This is a genomic window from Flavobacterium sp. Arc3 (genome assembly GCF_041431375.1).
In the GTDB taxonomy this organism is placed as follows: Bacteria; Bacteroidota; Bacteroidia; order Flavobacteriales; family Flavobacteriaceae; genus Flavobacterium.
Genome location: NZ_JASMRI010000021.1, coordinates 57,104 through 78,446, shown reverse-complemented (window position 1 = coordinate 78,446; position 21,343 = coordinate 57,104). Strand labels below are relative to the sequence as shown.

The window sequence follows — 21,343 nt, the reverse complement described above, 5'->3', positions numbered from 1 at the left end:
ATCTCTTTTTAATTTTGTTTAGTAGAGTCTATCGGTGTAACTGTGTTTACAACATTTTTATCTAAGGTAGAATCTTTAGGCGTCGTTTCAATCGCGCTAGCTTCGTTCATTCCGCCTAATTTTGCATAGCGATCTCTTAAGCTCGTCTTTAGAATTCTTGTTTCTAAATCTGTTCTTGTTATTTTTTTTCTTAAATAACGTTCAATCATTAAACTGGCAATCGGTCCTGCAATGGTTGCTCCATAGCCTCCATTTTCTACTAATACTGCAATTGCAATTTTTGGGTTGTCCTTAGGTGCAAATGCAACAAATATAGAGTGGTCTTCAAGTTTGACTCTTATACCGCCTATTTTAGCATAATTTTCTGCCGTACCTGTTTTACCGGCAATGTTAATTCCTTCTACTCGTAATGATTTAGCAGTACCTAAGTTATAAACGTCAAATAGACCTTGAATCATAGGTTTAAAATACTTTTTATCAATGGTCGTCTGATGTTTTACTTTAAATTTAGGGTCAATAGCAGTTCCTTTAATTTTCTTGATGATGTGAGGAGTATAATAGTAACCTTCATTAGCAACCGTAGCCATCATATTAGCTAGTTGTATTGGTGTCATTAATACTTCTCCCTGTCCTATTGAGTTAGATATAATAGTTGTGCTTCTCCAGCCTCCGTTAGGATAAATACGTTTGTATGTTTTTGAATCTGGAATATTTCCTCTTTTCCCTGTTGGTAGATCGTAACCCATAAAATCACCTAGTCCAAAGCTTTTTACATGATTACTCCAAACATCAACAGCATAAGATGGTTTTACATATTTATTAATGGTTCTCATGTACACGTTTGCAAAATAGGTGTTACAGGAATTGTAAATTCCATTATTCAGTTGGTGCGGGCCAAAACCGTGACATTTCATAAATCGTCCTCTTGCATAACTAAAACCATGATGACACATGAAAGTAGTTTGTTCATCAATTACTCCTTCTTGCAATCCTATTAGACCAGTTAGTATTTTAAACGGAGAGCCAGGTGGGTATTCTGCTAAAAGACCTCTGTCGTAAAGTGGTTTTGCTATCGAGTCATAATATAGTAATGTATAGTTTTTAGAGCGTTGTCTACCAACTAAGATCGATGGGTCATAAGATGGTGCGGTGACAAGCGCCAAAATCTCACCAGTCTGTGGTTCGAGGGCTACAATTCCTCCTCTTTTGTTAATCATTAACTGCTCGCCGTACTTTTGTAGTTCAGCATCAAGTGTAAGATTTATATCTTCTCCTTGTACTGCAATAGTATCATATTTTCCGTCTTTGTAAGAACCTATTTCTCTATTGTATTTGTCTTTTTGAAAATATTTAACCCCTTTTATACCTCGTAAAACCTCTTCGTAACTTTCTTCAACACCTTGTTTGCCTATCAAATCACCACTATTGTAGTACGGGTTATTTGCTATTATTTTTTCGTTTACTTCTGTGATGCCACCAAAAACATTAGCTCCAAAATCTACTTCATAATCACGAAGGGAGCGTTTTTGAAAGTAAAAGCCCTCAAATTTTCTTATCTTTTCTTGAAATGCAGCAAATTCACTCTTGTTTAATTGCGGTAAAAAAACCGAAGGAAGGCGTGGGCTGTACACTCTAGCTTTAGCTATTGTTTTTATGTAATCCTCCTTTGTAATTTTTAATAATTTGCAAAATTCTAATGTATCAATGTTTTTTAATTCTCTAGGAATTACCATGATATCGTAAGATGCTTGATTAGAGACTAAAAGCTTTCCATATCGATCAAAAATATAACCTCTTTCAGGATAGTCATACTTTATTTTGATAGCATTATTTTCGGATTTTAATTTAAAGCTGTCATTAATAACCTGCAGGTAGAATATGCGGATCAGCAGCAATAATGCTGCGATGATAATTAAGGAGGGCAGCAAGAATTTTCTCATCTTTTGTTAGGCTTGATTAGGTATATTATTATGATACAGCTAATGATGGTAAACACAGTACTTAACAGCGTTCGGATTAAGATGTCCCAGAAGAAACTGACCTGAAACGCTTCTAATATAAATAACGTGAAATGATGAATTATGACTGAAATTAATATAAAAGAGAATCGTTCCGGTGTTAGGACATCATTCAATTTTATGGTTTGGTATTCATAACTAATTCCAAACGAAAATTTAAATATAGACGGTCTGAGGTAAGCTAAAGTCAGACAGGCAGTAGCGTGTACGCCTCCTGAATTAGAAAACACATCCATCGTGAGACCCAGCAGAAAACTGGATAATAGCAGCCCAGTTCTGTTTCCGTTAACTGGATATAAAATAATAAACAGCATGTAGGGAAGAGGCATTATAAATCCCAAGAAATTCATATTGTTAAAAATAACAATCTGGACGGCCAATAGTAAAATAAACCGAAAAATATTGACTAACAGAGTGCTATTCATTTTTCTTTCCTTTTTCTAAATTATTAAGTTCGTCTCTGTATTTACTTTTTAGAATATATACGTGACCCAAATTTGTCATGTCGTTAAAAAGTTTTATGTCTAAAGTATAATAATTGGTTTTGTTATCAATATATATTTTTTCAACGGTACCAATATTAATGTTTTCTGGAAAAATAACTGATTGTCCACCAGTTACAATAGTGTCCCCTCGTCTAACCGAAGCTAATCTTGGTACATCTATCAACTGCACAAATCCTGTGCTTTTTCCATTCCAAATTAAAGAACCAAAATGATTTGATTTTTTAATTTTAGCATTTATTTGAGATTTTACATTCAAAATGCTAATAACTGTGGAGTACCTTGGAGAAGTATTGTCTATGATTCCTACTAGTCCTAAATTATTAATCACTCCCATATCTGACTTCACACCTTGTAGTGCGCCAGAATTTAAGGTTAGGTAGTTTTCGTGGACATTATAAGAATTATGTATCACTTTAGAAACCACTATGTCGTAAGGCTGTGTTTCCTTTGTCTTTTCTAATTTTGTAATCGAAATAGAGTCAGTAGTTGCAAATAAAATACTTTTTAGCCTAGCATTTTCAATGGCCAAAGCATCATTTTGAGTTTTTAAATTCAAATACTCACTCACATTGTTGATCTTTTCATAGACTCCGCCGCTTAAATAGTTAGCGGAGCTGATTATTTTACTTCTGTGGTAGGAGTGCGCCTGTATCGTAAGCAAAAACGAAATGCATAATAACAGCAAAAACAGTATTCTATTACTGTTTTTGAATATAAAATTAAATATTTGCTGCATTCTATTGTCTAATTATTTTGTTTCAGGATTTGCTTCTAAGCGGAATTCTTTGATATCTTATTTTATTAAGATACTTTTAAATTTCGAAAGGTTTTTAAGTGCCATTCCTGTTCCTCGAACCACTGCTCTTAACGGATCTTCTGCAATATAAACAGGTAAATCTGTTTTTTGAGAAATTCTTTTGTCTAATCCACGTAGCATAGAGCCACCACCTGCAAGGTAAATACCTGTATTGTAGATGTCTGCTGCTAATTCCGGAGGAGTTTGAGATAAAGTTTCCATAACTGCATCCTCAATTCTTTGAATTGATTTGTCTAACGCTTTAGCGATTTCTCTATAAGAAACCTCTACTTGTTTTGGTTTACCAGTAAGTAAATCTCTTCCTTGAACAGACATGTCTTCTGGAGGAGTTTCTAAATCTTCAATAGCGGCTCCAATTTGGATTTTTATTTTTTCTGCAGTACTTTCTCCAACAAAAAGGTTGTGTTGAGTACGCATATAATAAACTATGTCATTTGTGAAAACGTCACCAGCAATTTTCACTGATTTGTCACATACAATTCCACCAAGTGCAATTACAGCGATTTCAGTTGTACCACCACCTATATCTACAATCATGTTTCCTTTAGGTTGCATAATATCGATACCGATACCAATAGCTGCAGCCATAGGTTCATGAATTAAATAAACTTCTTTACCATTTACTCTTTCACAAGATTCTTTCACCGCTCTCATTTCAACTTCAGTAATTCCAGAAGGAATACATACTACCATTCGTAAAGCAGGAGTGAACATTCTTTTTTTCAACGCAGGTATGCTTTTGATAAACATACTGATCATTTTTTCTGAAGCATCAAAATCAGCAATTACACCATCTTTCAAAGGCCTTATTGTTTTAATGTTTTCATGTGTCTTACCCTGCATCAAGTTGGCTTCTTTACCAACAGCAATGATTTTACCGGAGATCCTATCTCGAGCAACTATTGATGGGCTATCAATTACGACTTTATCATTATGTATGATTAAAGTGTTAGCGGTACCAAGGTCTATCGCAATATCCTCGGTCATGAAATCAAAAAATCCCATAAGTTTTTCAGGGGTTTAAAAAGTTAAAAATTAGGAGCGTACAAAGTTAAACAAATTAATGCTTAAAATGACGTGTTCCCGTAAATACCATTGCAAGTTTATTCTCATTGCAATAGTCAATGCTCAATTGGTCTTTTATAGATCCTCCAGGCTGAATAACAGCTGTAATACCAGCGTCTTTTGCAATCTCTACACAATCTGGGAAAGGGAAAAAAGCATCGCTCGCCATCACGGCTCCTTTTAAGTCGAAACCAAAAGTTTTTGCTTTTTCAATTGCTTGGAGTAAGGCATCAACTCTTGAAGTTTGGCCTGTTCCTGATGAAATCAGTGTTCCGTTTTTTGCAAAAACAATAGTGTTCGACTTTGTATTTTTACAAATTTTAGAAGCGAATATTAAATCTAGAACTTCCTGTTCTGTTGGAGTCGTAATAGTAACGGTCTTTAGATCGTCTTTATTGTCGGTAATATTATTTCTTTCTTGAATTAAAAGTCCGTTTAAACAAGATCTAACTTGTTTTTGAGGTAAATCTACTTCGTTTTGAACTAATATTATTCTGTTTTTCTTTTCTTGTAAGATTGCAATTGCGTTAGCATCATATGCTGGGGCGATTACTACTTCACAAAATAATTTATTTATTTCAGTTGCTGTAGCAACATCTATTTTTGTATTGGCAATTAGTACACCTCCAAAGGCTGATGTAGGGTCGCAAGCTAAAGCAACATTATAAGCTTCACTTATTGTTTCTCTTGTAGCTAAGCCGCAAGCATTATTGTGTTTTAATATGGCAAAAGTAGGACTGTCTGTTTTGAACTCGGCAATTAAATTAACAGCAGCATCCACATCTAGTAAATTGTTGTATGAAAGTTCTTTTCCGTGTAATTTGTTAAACATGGCGTCAAAATCACCAAAGAAGAATCCTTTTTGATGAGGGTTTTCTCCGTATCTTAATATCTGACCATCTGCAATACTTGCTTTGAAAATAGTTTCATCAGTATTGAAATAGTTAAAGATAGCGGTATCATAATGAGACGAAACATGAAAAGCTTTTGTTGCCAATAGTTTTCTGTCAGCAAGACTTGTTGCTCCATTTTTATCAGTTATCAAATCCAAAAGCAAACTGTATTCGTCTACTGAAGCTATTATAACGGTATCCTTGAAGTTTTTTGCAGCAGCACGAATCAAAGAAATTCCACCAATGTCTATTTTTTCAATAATATCACTTTCACTTGCTCCTGAGGCAACTGTTTTTTCAAAAGGATACAAATCAACAATTACTAAATCGATTTGGGGAATATTAAACTCCTCCATTTGTTGAACATCACTTTCATTATCTTGACGGTTTAAGATACCTCCAAAAACTTTTGGGTGCAATGTCTTTACTCTTCCGCCTAGAATTGAGGGGTAAGAAGTGACATCTTCAACTGGTACCACAGGGATGCCTAAGTTTTTTATAAAGTCTTCAGTTCCACCTGTAGAATATAAAACAACATTTTGAGAATGTAGTTTTCTAACTATAGGTTCTAAGCCTTCTTTTGAGAATACTGAAATTAATGCTGATTGAATCGTTTTAGTTGTGTTCATTATGTAGTTATAGTTATAAAATGCAAAAATAGTTTTTTTTTGATTATAAATTTATATGAAGTGTTGTAACATTGTCTTAAAAAATCATACCAACTTGAAGTACCCTTTATTATTTGGTTTTTGAATAATATTTTCAGATTTTTACAATAACACAAAAAAGATTTTATGCTAGTATATCTCCGATTATTGAAAGAAAGTTTTGCTTTTGCGATGAATGCCTTGCGAAGTAATATGTTGCGAACTTTACTTTCTTTGTTGGGAGTGACGATAGGGATATTCTCAATTATAGCGGTGCTTGCCGCGGTAGATTCATTAGATAGAAAAATCACAAAAGATTTAAGCGGTTTAGATAAAAACACTATTTATTTAATGAAATTTTCTTTTGGCCCTTCTGATATCCCAAAATGGAAAAGAGAGCAGTTTCCTAACATTAAGTATGATGAATATACTTACATGAAAGGTGCTATGACTAATACTGACCAATTGGGTTATCAAATTTTCACTAAACGAGAGTCGATAAAATACGATTCAAACACGGTAAGTGATGTTAATATGGTGCCAGTATCGTATGAATTTATTGATATTCAAGGGCTAGAGTTTGAAAAAGGAAGGTTTTATAATGAATCAGAAGCAAATTCAGGAGCTAAGGTTATTGTTTTAGGTAGCGAAATTACAGAATCACTTTTTGGTTCAATAGAGCCAATAGGAAAAGACGTTAGAGTATATGGTCAACGTTTTACAGTAATTGGAGTACTGAAGAAACAGGGTGGAGGAATGTTTGGTGATAGTGATGACACTTCTGCTTACATTCCAGTTAACTTCCTTCGACAGTTGTATGGCGATAATAATGAGTCATTAGTAAATGTTATTGTTTTTAAACCTAATAAAGGAATTGATATGGACGCTTACAAGGCTGAAATTTCACAAAAGCTAAGGGGTTATAGAGGGGTAAAAGCGGGTGAGATTGATAATTTTTTTGTAAATGTATTCTCGGGTTTTACTGATTTAATTGATGGTATTATTTTAAATATGAAATTTGGAGGATGGATGATTAGTGGATTTTCACTTTTAGTAGGAGGATTTGGTATTGCTAATATTATGTTTGTTTCAGTAAAAGAACGAACGAATTTAATAGGAATTCAAAAATCATTAGGAGCTAAAAATCGTTTTATCTTATTCCAATTTTTATTTGAAGCGGTTATATTATCTGTTCTTGGGGGAGTTATCGGATTATTTTTAGTCTGGATTATTGCATTGATACTGACCAATGTGTTGGATTTCGAATTCGTTTTAGGGATGGGGAATATTCTTTTAGGAACCTTATTGGCAGGATTAATTGGTTTAATTTCAGGAATATTACCAGCGATAACAGCTTCGAAATTAGATCCTGTTGAAGCAATTAGAACGGGGATGTAAGTCGGTTTAGTGCTAGTTTCTGCAGTGTAAAGAGGAAGGTTTGTTCACTTAATTGGATGCGCAGTCAGGAGGAAATAGCACAGTATTCAGTACTTTTAAGAATGGTTTTTATTAATTAGTTTTAATGTCGTAATCTTTGTTTTATCGTATTCTATGGATTCATAGCTGTAAAATTGGTTTGTATTCTTATAGTATAAAATAGTATTTTCCTCTTTGTTTGCTATAAGTTTCCTTTTGATAAAGACTTCAACAAGAATGTATTGGAAAGCAATTTGTTATTGTAGCTTAGAAAAACAACTGCGAAAAAAATAGAAGCATTCCAGTTTTCGTAAGCATAAAATTTAAAATAAAAGTATAAAAAAAGGCGCAAATACAATTTGCGCCTTCAGTAATTTTTGAATAGTTATACTATCTAATATCATTATTTTGAATCAAATCGATATACAAATTGATCTTGTCTTTCAATTCTTTTCTTGGCGTGATAAAGTCTAAGAAACCATGCTCTAATAGAAATTCAGCAGTTTGGAAACCTTCAGGTAAATCTTTACCAGTAGTATCTCTTACGACTCTAGGCCCTGCGAATCCAATTAATGCGCCTGGTTCAGAAATATTGATGTCTCCTAACATGGCATATGATGCAGTTGTTCCTCCTGTCGTCGGATCTGTACATAAAGAGATGTAAGGTATTTTTTCCTCAGCAAGCTGGGCAAGTTTTACAGATGTTTTTGCTAATTGCATTAAAGAATAAGCAGCTTCCATCATTCTTGCTCCACCTGATTTAGATATCATTACAAATGGAATTTTGTTTTTGATAGAGTGATTGATCCCTCTTGATATTTTTTCACCTACAACAGCTCCCATTGATCCACCAATAAAGGCAAAATCCATACAGCAAATTACTAGTTCTTTACCTTTAGATTTTCCAACTCCAGTACGCACAGCGTCTTTAAGTTTGGTTTTTTCCATAACATCTTTTAATCGATCTGCATATTTCTTTGTGTCAACAAAGTGCAGAGGGTCTTTAGAGGTTAAGTTCTTATCTAATTCAACAAATTCATTATTGTCAAATAAGATTTCAAAATAGGTGCTACTACCAATTCTAACATGAAAACCATCTTCTGGACTTACAAATAAATTGCGTTCCAACTCATCGGCATCAATAATTTTTCCGGTAGGAGACTTGTACCAAAGACCTTTTGGAACATCCATTTTGTCTTCAGTCGCAGTTGTAATTCCTTTTTCTTTTCTTTTAAACCAAGCCATTTTTGTAGTATTCAGCGTTCAGTAATCAAATATTCAGAGTTTTGTTTCAGTTTTAGTATTCAGTTATTAGTACTGTACACTAAAAAACTGAAAACTGAATACTCTTTTTATAGTGTGTTCACGTTGTTCAAGTCGGCAAATGCTTGCTCTAATCTTGCGTTGAAAGTCAACTCACTTTCACGTAACCATTTTCTTGGGTCGTAATATTTTTTATTTGGAACATCAGAACCTTCTGGGTTACCGATTTGAGTTTTTAAATAATCAATATTTTTAACCATATAATCACGGATACCTTCAGTAAATGCAAATTGTAAGTCAGTATCGATGTTCATTTTAATAACTCCGTAGCTAATTCCTTCTCTGATTTCTTCTAGAGTAGAACCTGATCCACCGTGGAAAACGAAATCAACTGGATTGTTTCCTGTGTTGAATTTCTTTTGAACGAAATCTTGAGAGTTTTTCAAAATTTTCGGAGTCAATTTTACGTTACCTGGTTTGTAAACTCCATGTACGTTTCCAAAGGCAGCAGCAATAGTAAATCTTGGGCTTATTTTAGATAATTCTTCGTAAGCATAAGCTACTTCTTCTGGCTGAGTGTATAATTTAGAGCTGTCAACATCTGAGTTGTCTACACCATCTTCTTCACCACCTGTAATTCCAAGTTCGATTTCTAATGTCATTCCCATTTTGCTCATTCTAGCTAAGTATCCTTTGCAGATCTCAATGTTCTCTTCGATTGGTTCTTCAGACAAATCAATCATGTGTGAGCTGTATAATGGTTTACCAGTTGCAGCAAAATGTTCTTCTGAAGCATCTAATAATCCATCAATCCAAGGTAGTAATTTTTTAGCACAGTGGTCAGTATGTAAAATTACTGTCGCTCCGTATGCTTCTGCTAAAGTATGGATGTGTTTTGCTCCTGCAATACCACCAGCGATAGCTGCTTTTTCATTAGCATTAGAAAGACCTTTACCAGCATTAAACTGTGCTCCTCCGTTAGAGAATTGAATGATAACTGGTGCGTTTAATTTTGCAGCAGTCTCAAGAACTCCGTTTATTGTGTTAGAACCAGTAACATTTACTGCAGGTAGAGCAAAGCCTTTTTCTTTTGCGTAATTGAAAATTTCCTGTACTTGATCTCCTGTAGCTACGCCTGGTTTAATGTTATGTCCCATTTTAATTTTTTTTAGTTGGTTTTTTTTGTTTTTAGTTCAAGACTGCAAAAATAAGAATTAAATAGCATTAGAAGGGGTAATTTATTCCAAAATTTAAAACAGAGTTCCCGAAATTGTATTCTCTAAACCATTTTTCACCAGATGCGTTAGCAGGATTATAAGTTTTTAACCCTAAATCAAATCGGATAACGAAAAAGTTTAAATCATATCTTAATCCAAATCCAGTTCCCAATGCAATGTCTTTTAGACTTTTAAATCCAGAGAAAATCGAGGCCTCGTCAGTCACGTTATCGTAAACGTTCCAAATGTTGCCTGCGTCAGCAAAAAGAGCCCCTTTTAGATCTCCTAAAATTTTAAATCTGAATTCAGTACTCAATGCAATTTTCATATTCGCTTCATTGTAGTCATTGGTCGCTCCACTGCTTCCAGGTCCTAAGCTATAGGCTTGCCATGCTCTGTTGTCATTCGAACCTCCTGAGAAATAACTTCGGGAAAATGGTACATTGTCTGAATTGCCAAATGGAATTGCTATCCCAAAAAATGACCTTACCGCTAAGACTTTTTCTTTGCTTAAATCCCAGTGCTTGATGTAGTCAAACTCTGTTTTTATATATTCTGAATATTCTAGATTGAAAAGCTCATAATTACCATTTGTGTTTTTAGAAATATTGGTTGCATTAGAAACAAGGGTTAGTAAGGATCCTGCTGATTCAATTTTTGTTTTAAAAAGATAGAATGTATTGTCTTGTAAGTCTGTTTTTGTAGTCTTGCTAAAAGTAAAACTTGTTGCAAGGATGAAATCATTTTCAGTTAGCCGCACTCTTCTTTCTTCAATACTTTTTACCGACTTGTAATCATCATCTGTTGAGATTAAATCGGTTCTATCGTTTAATACATCATTAACAAAGGCTGTGGTTCCGGATTCAATAATTAAATCGTTGTCTTCAACATAAGAAGCTTCTTTATTGTAGGTTTGGGCTATTTCATTCAAGGCACTGTAGGATGAACTATAGACATTGAAATAGTTTTCTTTATTTAGATTTCTAACAAATTGAACATTAAAAAGATCGAAGCGAGCCGTATTGTTCTTCTTTGGTGTCCAGTTATAAGTAAAAGCTCCGGTAAAATTTTCTTTGTCTAACCCAATGTTTGTTTGTCTTGAAAATCCAATAGCCATAAGGGTAGAAGGAATCATGCTTTTTTTAATGATTTTTTCGGTAGAGAAAGGCATGAAAATCCTAGGGACGTTTAATTTTAAATCAACTCCGTATTCTGAAACATTAAAAAATTGATTGTTTGGATTAGCTAAATCAGTGGATGAACCAATGTTTCCACGTACTGAAGCCTCCAATGTTTCGGCACCGTTAAATACATTTCGAATCGTTTCTGAAATACTTAATGCGATCCCTATATCCTGAATGTTAGAATGGGTAATATCCAGAGAGGTTCCGAAACTATATTTTTTTCTTGGTGTTAGGTATATTTTGGCAATCAACGAACTATAAGTAGTGTCTCTAGAGTCAATTTCATATTGGACACTTGGATAATTAAATATTTTAAGATTATTCAAGTAACGCGTAGTAAGAACTGTTTTATTGTCGGCAAAAAGGCCACCTTTAGTGATGAAAATAGCATCAGTTATTGCGTGTGGTTTGTATTTTAACTTTTCGTGGCTGTATATATTGAAATTTTTATAGGTCGTACTATCTGTAATTTTTAAATTAGCGGTATTAGGAGAGTAGTCTGTGTAGATATTAACATCGCTTATCTTGTAGATCTTAAAAGGTTCTGTTCTGGTAGAATCTTTATCCTGATAGGAGTAGTCATTTATGATTACATTTACATTAGCCTTATCGGCTTTTTGAATAGTATCAATATCAAAATTCACATAGGTAGGCTGAAAGTAATACACTCCATTATTTCTAAAATGGGTAGTAATACGGTTTTTTTCATCTTCAAAATCAATGGTCTTGTATTGAGTGCCTGATTTAACGATGGAGTTGGATTTTATTGTTTCATATAGGGAATCTAGTACTGGAGTAGCAATAGTTGTTTGTATAGTATCTAGATAATAAGGATTTCCTGTGCTGATTTTATATTCTATTTTTGCTTTTTTAGGACCAACTGTGTCTATTTTGTAATCTGAGTTTACATTGAAAAAACCATTATTGAAATAATAATAATTTAGTCGTAGAAGTGATTTTTCAGTTTTGCTAGTGTCTATGATAACAGGAGGTTCTCCAGTTTTTTTAAGGAAGTCATGAATGCCATGATAGTAAAAAGATTTTCCTAGTTTATCCACTTGTTTTGCCGATAGCCATTTTGATTTTCTTTCGTATTTTCCGGGATGATTTGTAAATTTAGCCTGATAAGTTGAGTCAGGGTTTAGATTAGCTAAGTTGTACAAATTCAGACGTAAACGATAGCCTAATAACAAAGTGCTATTTGGTTTTTGATACAATTGATTAAAGACATTTTCTGCCTTTGTCGCTTTCCCGTTTACTAAAATTTGATTCTTAGTAAGGAGTTGTTTTCCATCAGGAACTCTTTTTACAGCGTTACAGGCGCAAATAAATATTGCTATTAGGATAAATGCTGCTATTTTTGTAGAAATATTCTTCAAGTGTTATAAAAATTTAATTCAAAAGTACATTATTTTATGGTTAGTAAAAACCAAATAAAACTTATAACGAGTTTACAGCAAAAAAAATATAGAACCATCAATAAATTATTTTTTGCTGAAGGTGTAAAAGTAATTCAAGAATTGCTGGATTCAAATTTTGAACTGGAACATTTGTATTCCACTCAAAACGATTTTGAAGAAGTGACGTCGTCAAGGAGGTCATTAATACATGAAACAGACTTAAAAAAAATTAGTGTGTTAGCAACGGCAAATACCTGCCTGGCGGTATTCAAAATTCCAGTTGAAAAGGAAATTACGGAGTCGGGTTTAATAGTTGCTTTAGATTCCATACGTGATCCGGGTAATCTGGGGACGATATTGAGGTTGTGCGACTGGTTTGGTGTTAAAGAGATAGTGTGTTCAAAAGAAACGGTAGATTTGTATAATCCAAAAGTGGTTCAAGCGACGATGGGCTCGATTGCGAGAGTCAATGTAAATTATGTTGATTTAAATTCTTTTATATCTGCTACTGATTTACCGGTTTATGGGACCTTTATGGACGGCGTAAATATTTACAAAACTACTTTGCCACAAGAAGGTATTGTGGTGATGGGGAATGAAGCGAATGGTATTTCAAAGGAACTAGAACAATTGATAAAAAACAGGCTGTCTATACCTCGCTTTGGAGAGATCCAAAAAACAGAAAGTTTGAATGTAGCAACTGCAACAGCAATTATATTGAGTGAATTTAGAAGATAATATTTTTAATGAAAGGTAAAATTGATCAGTATAGCTCTTGTTTTTAAAGACTGAATATTGCCTGTCCAAGGACTATTAGGGTCGTTATCCCGTATCAATTCATCGTTAATTCCGAAAACTCCCCGGATAGAAGGGGAGAATATAAAATACTCAGAGAAAAGATCAATCCCAAAACCTAGTTCGTAATTTGTAGTCCAGGTTTTTACTCTGAATTTTTGCTCGTAATTATCATCGATTGACTTGGCATTACTTGATAAATTTAATGTAGCAGAAACACCTCCTACAAGATAGGGGCGAACGTTCCCAGTTCTTAGAGAGGAGAATTTCAATAGCAGCGGGAAATGAATATAGGTGCTGTTTACTTCTCTTAAGGCATCTGTTTCTCTGCTGAAATTAGGGTAATACAAATCTCTTTTTGTGTAGTAAAGACCGGGTTCAAATCTTAGGTTTATATATTCCTGAAGCTTTAAATCACCTACAATTCCCACATTAAATCCAGTACTCCTTTTAACTAGGATATCCGGCCCTACAGTTTTGTAGTCCAATTTGAAATCGAAGGAGTTGAATCCTAAAAAATACCCGTAGTAGACTCTGGCTTTTTGAAAATTTTCTAGATTGATTATAGGATCTTTAGCAAACATGCTTTTTTTAAACTGTGAGTTTCCCTTAAAGGACAAAACGAGTAAAAGTAAGACAGCAATTTTTTTCATGTTTGGGCTAAATATATCTCAGTATTAGTTTTTAGATGCCGAATAAATGGTGGCTACCCCAAAAGTTTGCGGTAGAGCAATCACATCTATAAACCCAATTTTCCTCAATATATTGTTTAAAACTTCTCCATAAGGAAATGCTGCTGCTGATTCTGACAAATATTCATAAGCTACATCGTCTTTTGAAAATAGTTTACCAATGATGGGCAGTATGTTTTTACTGTAAAAATTATATCCTTGTTTGTATGGAGTTTTATCTGGAACAGAAGTCTCAAGAATAACAAAAACACCATTCGGTTTTAAGACGCGTAGTATTTCTTTTAATCCTTTTTCAAGTGTTTCGAAGTTTCTTACACCGAAAGCAACTGTTATTGCATCAAAATAATTATCGTCAAACGGCATGTTTTCAGAATCCCCGAGTACCATTTCTATAGTATTGGATAGTTTCTTGTCGGCAATTTTCTTCACCCCTACTTCAAGCATTCCTGAAGATATGTCTAATCCAATAATTTTTTTAGCATTAGTCTGTGCCATCAAAATAGCTAAGTCCCCGGTACCTGTTGCGATATCCAAAATTGTTTCTGGATTTGATTTCGCAACAATTTCTAAGACTTTTTTACGCCACTTTACGTCTATCCCAAAAGAGATGACACGATTCAAGTTATCGTAATTGCCAGAAATGGTATCAAACATTTTTGCAACTTGTTCTTTCTTTCCTAAATCGGAATTTTTATAGGGAGTTATGTTTTTTGACATTTTTTAAATTTTCACAAATATAATACAATCTAACCTGAACCGTAATCTAGATTTCAAAATAGTAGCAAAAAAAATGAAACTCATTTTTGGTTCGATAGCCATGGAAATGGTTGGACGTTACTATGTTTTGTCTTGATTGAAATATCACTAAAAGTGGGTATTGTGAGCTTTTGTTTTTATAACGAAATTTACAGGATAAAATTATAATGATTTTTCAATGATTAAACAGGAATTAATGATCCAAGCCAAGTGGTTGCTTTTTGCGCTAGTTTTATCACTTGTTCTTGTAGGCATTTTTGATGGTACTGTTGTTCTAAACAATAGTATATTCATTGCGCAGCACACGTTCTTAGGATTAAATTTGTTTTTGGAAATTTTAATTTTTTTCGTCTTTAGTACCTTCGTGGTATTTGGTATTAAAGGCTTTTTTGAGATGTATTCTCAAAAAACATCAAATGTTATAATCTTCATTTCTGGAGTTTTACTGACATTTGTTATTTTTGGATTGAGCTATCAAATACTGTTTCAAGAGTAGAGCATTTTTCCAATCATTGTTTTAAAAGAAAACACCCCGGTTTACCAGGGTGTTTTTTTATTTTCTAAGGTAAGTTTCGTAGGTAAAGTCAAAGAGATGTTTATCATCCTTTGGTTGGAATTCAGAATTTATCATTTCCCAATCCTTATAATCAATTTCAGGAAAAAAAGCATCAGCTTCAAAGGTGTGGTGAACGCGTGTAAGTTCAATTTTGTCTGAAAAAGGAATTCCTAAATTATAAATCTCCCCTCCGCCGATAATATATACTGCGTCATCTGATGGGCATGTTTCTATCGCTTCCTCCATACTGCTAACTACAATACAGCCTTCCGGCTTGTAATTCTCTTGACGGCTTATCACAATATGCGTCCTGTTAGGTAGGGGTTTAGGGAAGCTTTCGAATGTTTTTCTTCCCATAATGATATGGTGTCCTGAGGTGAGGCTTTTAAATCTTTTGAAATCGTTAGGTAGATGCCAAACAAGTTCGTTATTTTTTCCAAGTGCATTGTTTTGTGATGCTGCCGCAATCATTATAATCATGTTTCTCGTGCTTATATTGAAGTGTCTTCAGTTATTTGTGATTGTAATTCAGCTATTTTGTTTTGCTGTAAAGCAACTAGTCTGTCAATTTGATCTCTTTCCCAGTTTTTATTCATAAAACGATCAGTTATGAAAACTTTAATGAAATGTAAAAGGAAAATAAAAAACCAAGCTGTAATTATGTAGATGTACCAATTTGAATCTAATCCAAATTTAAAAAGTTTGGTCGATACAAATAAAAATAAACTAGCTAAAAACAGAAGGACAAAATGAAAATATAATCCCTTTTTTTGCTTTAATCTTTTTCGGGCATATTCATAGAGTTCATGTTGATCTCTTTCCATAAGTTAAATTTTTGTTTATAAAGATAAAATTTAATTTGGAAAGTCGACATTCAGAGTATCTAATATTTATTGAGAAAACGCTTTCTTTTTTATTTTAGTAAATTTAAGGTTGTGATAATTGAGAAATTAGGAAAAAATTAACACGGTTTAGCTTTTACTACTAAATCTGCTATGGGTATAGTTTAAACTCAACAAATTTTGTTTTCTTTGTTCTATAATATTAAAAATGAAAGTGTTATGTCGATTAAAAAACAATTTGTAAAAACAAAACCAGTTTGTAAAGTTACATTTTCTGTAGATGCAAAAGATGCCGATGAAGTTGCGGTTATTGGAGATTTTAACAACTGGAATCCTAAAGAAGGGGTTCTTAGTAAGTTAAAAAACGGAACTTTCAAAGGTGTTTTTAGCGTAGATAAGGATGCCGAATACGAATTTAAATACGTAATTGACGGTGCATTTGTAAATGAAACTGAAGCAGATTCTTTTAAATGGAACGAATTTGCAGGAGCTGAAAATAGTGTTTTAGTAGTCTAGTTCCTAAAGCTTATTTCAATCTTTATACGGCCACATTTCCTTTAATAAGGGGGTGTGGTTCGTACCCTTCGAGGGTAAAATCCTCAAATTCAAATTTGAATATGTCTTTTATAGATGGATTCAAGATCATTTTTGGTAATGATTTTGGCTCTCTAGATAATTGTAATTGCAATTGTTCTATGTGGTTGTTGTAAATGTGTGCATCTCCAAAAGTATGGATAAATTCACCTGCCTCAAGATCGCATACTTGTGCTATCATCATAGTAAGTAGGGCATAAGATGCAATATTAAAAGGAACTCCTAAAAAGATGTCCGCACTGCGTTGGTATAACTGGCAGGATAACTTACCATCGGCTACATAAAATTGAAAGAAGGCGTGACAAGGTGGTAGTGCTGCTTTATTGTTGGCTACATTTTCCTCAAATGATTTTGTAGTATCAGGAAGTACTGAGGGATTCCAAGCGGAAACAAGCATTCTGCGACTGTTAGGATTTGTTTTTAATTCAGTGATTAAATCTGATATTTGGTCAATTTCTTGACTGTTCCAATTGCGCCATTGATGACCATAAACAGGTCCTAAATCGCCATTGGCATCAGCCCAAGCATCCCAGATTTTGACTCCGTTTTCTTGGAGATATTTAATATTTGTATCTCCTTTTAAAAACCAAAGCAATTCATAAACAATCGATTTGAAGTGTAATTTCTTAGTGGTTACCATTGGGAAACCTTCTGCCAGATCAAAACGCATTTGGTAACCAAATACACTTTTTGTTCCTGTTCCCGTTCTGTCCCCTTTTTGACAACCGTTGTCCATAACGTGTTGCACTAAGTCTAAATATTGCTTCATTGAAATGTTTGTTTGGTAATATGATAATCTAGTATAGAATTGAAAAATAACCAAATTAAAAATTGTGCAGCTATGACTCTCTTTTTGAAATTTCGTCTCTTATTTTAGCCGCTTTTTCATAATCCTCATGGCTTACAGCCTGCTCAAGTAACTCACTTAATTCTTGAAGGCTATGTTTAATGTAAATTCGGCCAGTTTGATTACTTTCTTCCTCATTACCAAAAGTTTCTGGGTTTGAAAGAATATCATCTATTTCTTGTGAGTCTTTATCTGTTTCTTGTGAATTCGCTTTCAGATAAATACCGGCTTTATCTAAAATATTTTTATAAGTAAAGATAGGAGCATTAAATCGCAATGCTAATGCAATCGCATCAGAGGTACGTGCATCTATTATTTCCTCAATTTTATCTCTTTCACAAATAATGCTGGAATAGAATACACCGTCAACAAGCTTATGAATGATAACCTGTTTCACCGTGATGTCAAACCGTTCTGCAAAATTTTTAAATAAATCATGTGTCAGCGGACGTGGTGGCTTAATTTCTTTTTCTAAGGCGATCGCTATAGATTGTGCTTCAAAAGCGCCTATAACAATGGGTAGTTTTCTTTCGCCATCAACTTCATTCAAAATCAGAGCATAGGCTCCATTCTGTGTTTGGCTGTATGAAATTCCTTTTATTGATAATTTAACTAAGCTCATATTTACTGAAATGAAAAGTACAGAGTACCTAATTTAAAGATTTAATTTTCGTTATTAAATTTGGGTGCAATTTTAATAAAAAAATGACAGACAAAAAAACTGCCTGTAAACAAAGGTACGATTATCTTGTTTTCAGGCAGCTATATTTCTTGAAGAATATTACATTATGACTATTGTGCCTTAAATGTTTTAAATTTCTCGATCAGTCTAGGGACAACATCAAATGCATCACCAACGATTCCGTAGTCAGCCACTTTGAAAAATGGTGCTTCGGGGTCGCTATTGATAACTACTTTTATTTTTGAAGAACTTATTCCTGCAATATGTTGGATTGCTCCAGAGATTCCTATTGCAATATATAAGTTAGTTGCTACTGGTTTTCCAGTTTGACCAACGTGCTCTCCGTGAGGTCTCCAACCTAAGTCTGAAACGGGTTTAGAGCAAGCAGTTGCGGCACCAAGTACAGTTGCTAATTCTTCAATCATTCCCCAGTTTTCAGGTCCTTTTAATCCACGACCTGCAGAAACTACGATATCAGCATCAGCGATTGATACCTTTCCAGATACTTTTTCTACTGATTCTACTTTTACTCCAAAATCATTTTCTCCAATAGTTGGATTGAAATCTTCTTCAGTTAGTGTAGATGGGTTTTCAGAAATACCATAAGAGTTTTTGGCAAGACCAAGAACTTTTACGTCAGTGCTTATTTCTGTTATATTGAATGCTTTGTTTGAAAATGCATTTCTTTTTACTTGAAAAGGAGAAGTACTTAATGGTAATCCCACAACATTTGAAGCAAAGCCAGCTTCTAGAGCTACAGCAACAAGTGATGAAAGATAGATACTGTCAGTTGTTGATGAAAGTAAAATTACTTTAGCGCTTTCTTTTTGTGCTGCTTGTTTGATAACATCAGCGTATGCTTTAGCAGTAAAACTTGCTAGTTTATCATTGTTTACTTTTAGTACTTTGTCTACTCCGTATTTTGATAATTCTGATACATCACCAGCGTTAACTGTTACTGCTGTTACAGTTGTACCTAGAGATTCGGCTACTTTTTTTGCATAAGAAGCTAATTCAAAAGCTACTTTTTTGAATTTTCCTTCCGCAGATTCTGCATATATTAATATTGACATAATTTTTTTGTTTAAATGTTGAATTATAAATTTTAAATGTTCTTGAGAATGTCAATTCACAATTTAAAACTCATAATTTAAAATTATATTACTTTAGCTTCGTTGTGTAATAAGTCGATTAATTCATCTAGATTGTCTGGAGAAATTAATTTCACAGCTGATCTAGGCGCTGGTTTTTCAAATTTTACTGCTTTAGTATTTACTGGAGCATCAATAGGTTCAACTATTGTTAATGCTTTACTTCTGGCAGTCATGATTCCTCTCATGTTTGGAATACGTAAATCTTTTTCTTCAACTAGACCTTTTTGTCCTCCAATAATTAATGGAAGAGAAGTAGAATCAGTTTCTTTTCCACCATCAATTTCACGCATCGCTGTTACGGCTGTTCCTTCAATGGTAAGTCCAGTACAAGAATTAATGAAATTATAACTTAGGATACCTGCAATCATGCCAGGAACCATTCCTCCATTATAGTCTAATGATTCTTTTCCTGCTATAACAAGGTCATAATCACCATTTTTTATAACGTCAGCAAGTTGTTTTGCTACAAAGAATCCATCAGTAGGAGTAGCGTTTACACGAATAGCTTCGTTTGCTCCAATGGCTAATGCCTTCCTTAAAGTAGGTTCTGTTTCTGGTCCCCCAACATTTACAACAGTAACTGTTGCTCCTTGTTGTTCTTGAAACCATATTGCTCGTGTTAATCCGAATTCGTCATTTGGATTAATTACATATTGTACCCCATTGGTATCGAATTCAGAATCACCATTGGTAAAATTAATTTTTGAAGTAGTATCAGGAACGTGACTGATGCAAACTAATATTTTCATAGGATTGTTTTTTATTTTTCTAATAGTCTTTTACAAAATTAGGATAATAATTCGAATAATATACTATGCGTGCATAGTTTTTTTTGTTAAACTATTACGTTTTCGTAGCCCGGATAGTAGCGACATCCTTCGTGTGGCTCCTTTAGCGACAGGAAGATATAGTGCATAGCCGGAAACAGCTACTGATTATTTTAGAGTGATTTATGCAAAAAAGTGATTTAAAATATTTATTTTTGCTTTCGAAAATTAGACATATACAATATAAATATGAGAACGATACAATTTAGAGAGGCCATTTGCGAAGCGATGAGTGAAGAAATGCGTCATGATGACTCCATTTACTTAATGGGTGAAGAGGTTGCTGAATATAATGGTGCTTATAAAGCATCTAAAGGTATGCTTGCCGAATTTGGAGAAAAAAGAGTTATTGACACTCCTATTGCAGAGCTTGGTTTTACTGGGATTGCAGTTGGTTCAGCAATGAATGGTTGTAGACCGATTGTAGAATACATGACTTTTAATTTCTGTCTTGTTGGTATTGATCAAATTATAAATAACGCAGCCAAAATGCGTCAGATGACGGGTGGTCAGTTTAACGTGCCTATTGTTTTTCGTGGCCCAACAGCTTCGGCAGGACAATTAGGAGCGACTCACTCACAAGCATTAGAAAACTGGTTTGCTAATACACCTGGTCTTAAAGTGGTAGTTCCATCTACGGTTTATGATGCTAAAGGGCTTTTAAAATCAGCTATTCGTGATAATGATCCTGTGATTTTCATGGAATCAGAGCAAATGTATGGTGATAAAGGAGAAGTTCCAGATGGTGAATATACTATTCCAATAGGAGTTGCTGATATCAAACGTGAAGGAACAGATGTTACTATCGTTTCTTTTGGTAAAATTATCAAAGAGGCTCATATCGCTGCTGAAGAATTAGCTAAAGAGGGGATTTCTTGTGAAATTGTCGATTTGAGAACAGTGCGTCCTATGGATTATGACACTATATTAAAATCAGTTAAAAAAACAAATAGACTAGTGGTTCTTGAAGAGGCTTGGCCTTTTGCAAGTGTTGCTTCTGAAATTACTTATATTGTACAAGAACGTGCTTTTGACTTTCTTGATGCACCAATACAAAGAATTACTACTGCTGATACGCCAGCGCCTTATTCTCCAGTCTTGTTGAAAGAATGGTTACCAAATGCGGATGACGTTATTAAAGCAGTTAAAAAAGTAATGTATAAATAATATAT

General features: G+C 33.8%; 21 protein-coding genes. 5 read left to right on the top strand and 16 right to left on the bottom strand.

Annotated features, from left to right (window positions below; translation table 11 throughout):
• Positions 1–8: 8 nt before the first annotated feature.
• From mrdA to purH, 5 genes are read right to left on the bottom strand one after another with little or no spacing between them, the layout of a single operon-like run.
• A complete protein-coding gene (gene mrdA / locus QO200_RS14835; protein ID WP_371541427.1) occupies positions 9–1,940 on the bottom strand; it encodes a penicillin-binding protein 2 in 1,932 nt (643 codons plus the stop codon).
• On the bottom strand, positions 1,937–2,443 hold the full coding sequence (locus QO200_RS14830; protein WP_371541424.1) for a rod shape-determining protein MreD: 507 nt from the start codon (positions 2,441–2,443) through the stop codon (positions 1,937–1,939). Before QO200_RS14830 ends, mrdA begins: the two co-directional genes overlap by 4 nt.
• On the bottom strand, positions 2,436–3,260 hold the full coding sequence (mreC, locus tag QO200_RS14825; RefSeq protein ID WP_371541423.1) for a rod shape-determining protein MreC: 825 nt from the start codon (positions 3,258–3,260) through the stop codon (positions 2,436–2,438). Before mreC ends, QO200_RS14830 begins: the two co-directional genes overlap by 8 nt.
• 57 nt (positions 3,261–3,317) lie before the next feature.
• Positions 3,318–4,346: a rod shape-determining protein gene (locus tag QO200_RS14820; protein ID WP_091088876.1), complete on the bottom strand. Its 1,029-nt coding sequence runs from the start codon at positions 4,344–4,346 to the stop codon at positions 3,318–3,320.
• 55 nt (positions 4,347–4,401) lie between these two features.
• Positions 4,402–5,928, bottom strand: a complete 1,527-nt coding sequence (purH, locus tag QO200_RS14815; RefSeq protein ID WP_371541419.1) for a bifunctional phosphoribosylaminoimidazolecarboxamide formyltransferase/IMP cyclohydrolase — start codon at positions 5,926–5,928, stop codon at positions 4,402–4,404.
• A gap of 165 nt (positions 5,929–6,093) precedes the next feature.
• Here purH and QO200_RS14810 point away from each other — a divergent pair, with 165 nt between their 5' ends.
• Complete coding sequence (locus tag QO200_RS14810) at positions 6,094–7,344, top strand: ABC transporter permease (RefSeq protein WP_371541416.1); 1,251 nt, start codon at positions 6,094–6,096, stop codon at positions 7,342–7,344.
• A 408-nt stretch (positions 7,345–7,752) separates the two neighbouring features.
• Here QO200_RS14810 and accD read toward each other — a convergent pair whose 3' ends face one another.
• From accD to QO200_RS14795, 3 genes are all read right to left on the bottom strand, one after another.
• Entirely contained in the window at positions 7,753–8,607 is an 855-nt protein-coding gene (accD, locus tag QO200_RS14805; RefSeq protein WP_371541413.1) for an acetyl-CoA carboxylase, carboxyltransferase subunit beta, read from the bottom strand.
• Positions 8,608–8,714: 107 nt separating this feature from the next.
• Entirely contained in the window at positions 8,715–9,782 is a 1,068-nt protein-coding gene (gene fbaA, locus QO200_RS14800) for a class II fructose-bisphosphate aldolase (protein ID WP_371541411.1), read from the bottom strand.
• Positions 9,783–9,849: 67 nt separating this feature from the next.
• Complete coding sequence (locus tag QO200_RS14795; RefSeq protein WP_371541408.1) at positions 9,850–12,405, bottom strand: BamA/TamA family outer membrane protein; 2,556 nt, start codon at positions 12,403–12,405, stop codon at positions 9,850–9,852.
• Between the two features lie 36 nt (positions 12,406–12,441).
• Between QO200_RS14795 and QO200_RS14790 the strand changes: the two genes are divergently transcribed.
• Positions 12,442–13,164 carry a TrmH family RNA methyltransferase gene (locus tag QO200_RS14790; RefSeq protein WP_371541406.1) on the top strand — a complete coding sequence of 241 codons (723 nt, stop codon included), beginning with the start codon at positions 12,442–12,444 and terminating at the stop codon, positions 13,162–13,164.
• 5 nt (positions 13,165–13,169) lie between these two features.
• Here the strand turns inward: QO200_RS14790 and QO200_RS14785 are convergent, their stop codons facing one another.
• On the bottom strand, positions 13,170–13,874 hold the full coding sequence (locus QO200_RS14785; protein ID WP_371541403.1) for a porin family protein: 705 nt from the start codon (positions 13,872–13,874) through the stop codon (positions 13,170–13,172).
• A gap of 24 nt (positions 13,875–13,898) precedes the next feature.
• Entirely contained in the window at positions 13,899–14,630 is a 732-nt protein-coding gene (gene ubiE / locus QO200_RS14780; RefSeq protein ID WP_371541399.1) for a bifunctional demethylmenaquinone methyltransferase/2-methoxy-6-polyprenyl-1,4-benzoquinol methylase UbiE, read from the bottom strand.
• A gap of 217 nt (positions 14,631–14,847) precedes the next feature.
• On the opposite strand from ubiE, the gene QO200_RS14775 reads away from it, so the two are divergent.
• Positions 14,848–15,165 carry a hypothetical protein gene (locus QO200_RS14775; protein ID WP_371541397.1) on the top strand — a complete coding sequence of 106 codons (318 nt, stop codon included), beginning with the start codon at positions 14,848–14,850 and terminating at the stop codon, positions 15,163–15,165.
• 57 nt (positions 15,166–15,222) lie between these two features.
• Here the strand turns inward: QO200_RS14775 and QO200_RS14770 are convergent, their stop codons facing one another.
• Both QO200_RS14770 and QO200_RS14765 read right to left on the bottom strand, forming a co-directional pair.
• Positions 15,223–15,705, bottom strand: a complete 483-nt coding sequence (locus tag QO200_RS14770; RefSeq protein WP_371541394.1) for a dihydrofolate reductase — start codon at positions 15,703–15,705, stop codon at positions 15,223–15,225.
• A gap of 11 nt (positions 15,706–15,716) precedes the next feature.
• Entirely contained in the window at positions 15,717–16,049 is a 333-nt protein-coding gene (locus tag QO200_RS14765) for a 2TM domain-containing protein (RefSeq protein ID WP_371541391.1), read from the bottom strand.
• A 237-nt stretch (positions 16,050–16,286) separates the two neighbouring features.
• Between QO200_RS14765 and QO200_RS14760 the strand changes: the two genes are divergently transcribed.
• The gene (locus tag QO200_RS14760; protein ID WP_371541388.1) at positions 16,287–16,583 is read left to right on the top strand and encodes an isoamylase early set domain-containing protein; all 297 of its coding nucleotides are present in this window, start codon (positions 16,287–16,289) and stop codon (positions 16,581–16,583) included.
• A gap of 22 nt (positions 16,584–16,605) precedes the next feature.
• On the opposite strand, the gene QO200_RS14755 is transcribed toward QO200_RS14760, so the two are convergent.
• The 4 genes from QO200_RS14755 to QO200_RS14740 form a co-directional block, all read right to left on the bottom strand.
• Positions 16,606–17,430, bottom strand: coding sequence for a thymidylate synthase (locus QO200_RS14755; protein ID WP_371541386.1), 825 nt, complete (start codon positions 17,428–17,430; stop codon positions 16,606–16,608).
• A 70-nt stretch (positions 17,431–17,500) separates the two neighbouring features.
• Positions 17,501–18,130, bottom strand: a complete 630-nt coding sequence (locus QO200_RS14750; protein WP_371541382.1) for a bifunctional nuclease domain-containing protein — start codon at positions 18,128–18,130, stop codon at positions 17,501–17,503.
• Positions 18,131–18,300: 170 nt separating this feature from the next.
• Positions 18,301–19,263: an electron transfer flavoprotein subunit alpha/FixB family protein gene (locus tag QO200_RS14745; protein WP_371541380.1), complete on the bottom strand. Its 963-nt coding sequence runs from the start codon at positions 19,261–19,263 to the stop codon at positions 18,301–18,303.
• 83 nt (positions 19,264–19,346) lie between these two features.
• Positions 19,347–20,093 carry an electron transfer flavoprotein beta subunit/FixA family protein gene (locus tag QO200_RS14740; RefSeq protein ID WP_371541377.1) on the bottom strand — a complete coding sequence of 249 codons (747 nt, stop codon included), beginning with the start codon at positions 20,091–20,093 and terminating at the stop codon, positions 19,347–19,349.
• 267 nt (positions 20,094–20,360) lie between these two features.
• On the opposite strand from QO200_RS14740, the gene QO200_RS14735 reads away from it, so the two are divergent.
• Positions 20,361–21,338 (top strand): pyruvate dehydrogenase complex E1 component subunit beta, encoded by a 978-nt coding sequence (locus QO200_RS14735; protein WP_371541374.1) that lies wholly within the window; start codon positions 20,361–20,363, stop codon positions 21,336–21,338.
• The last annotated feature ends 5 nt before the right edge of the window (positions 21,339–21,343 follow it).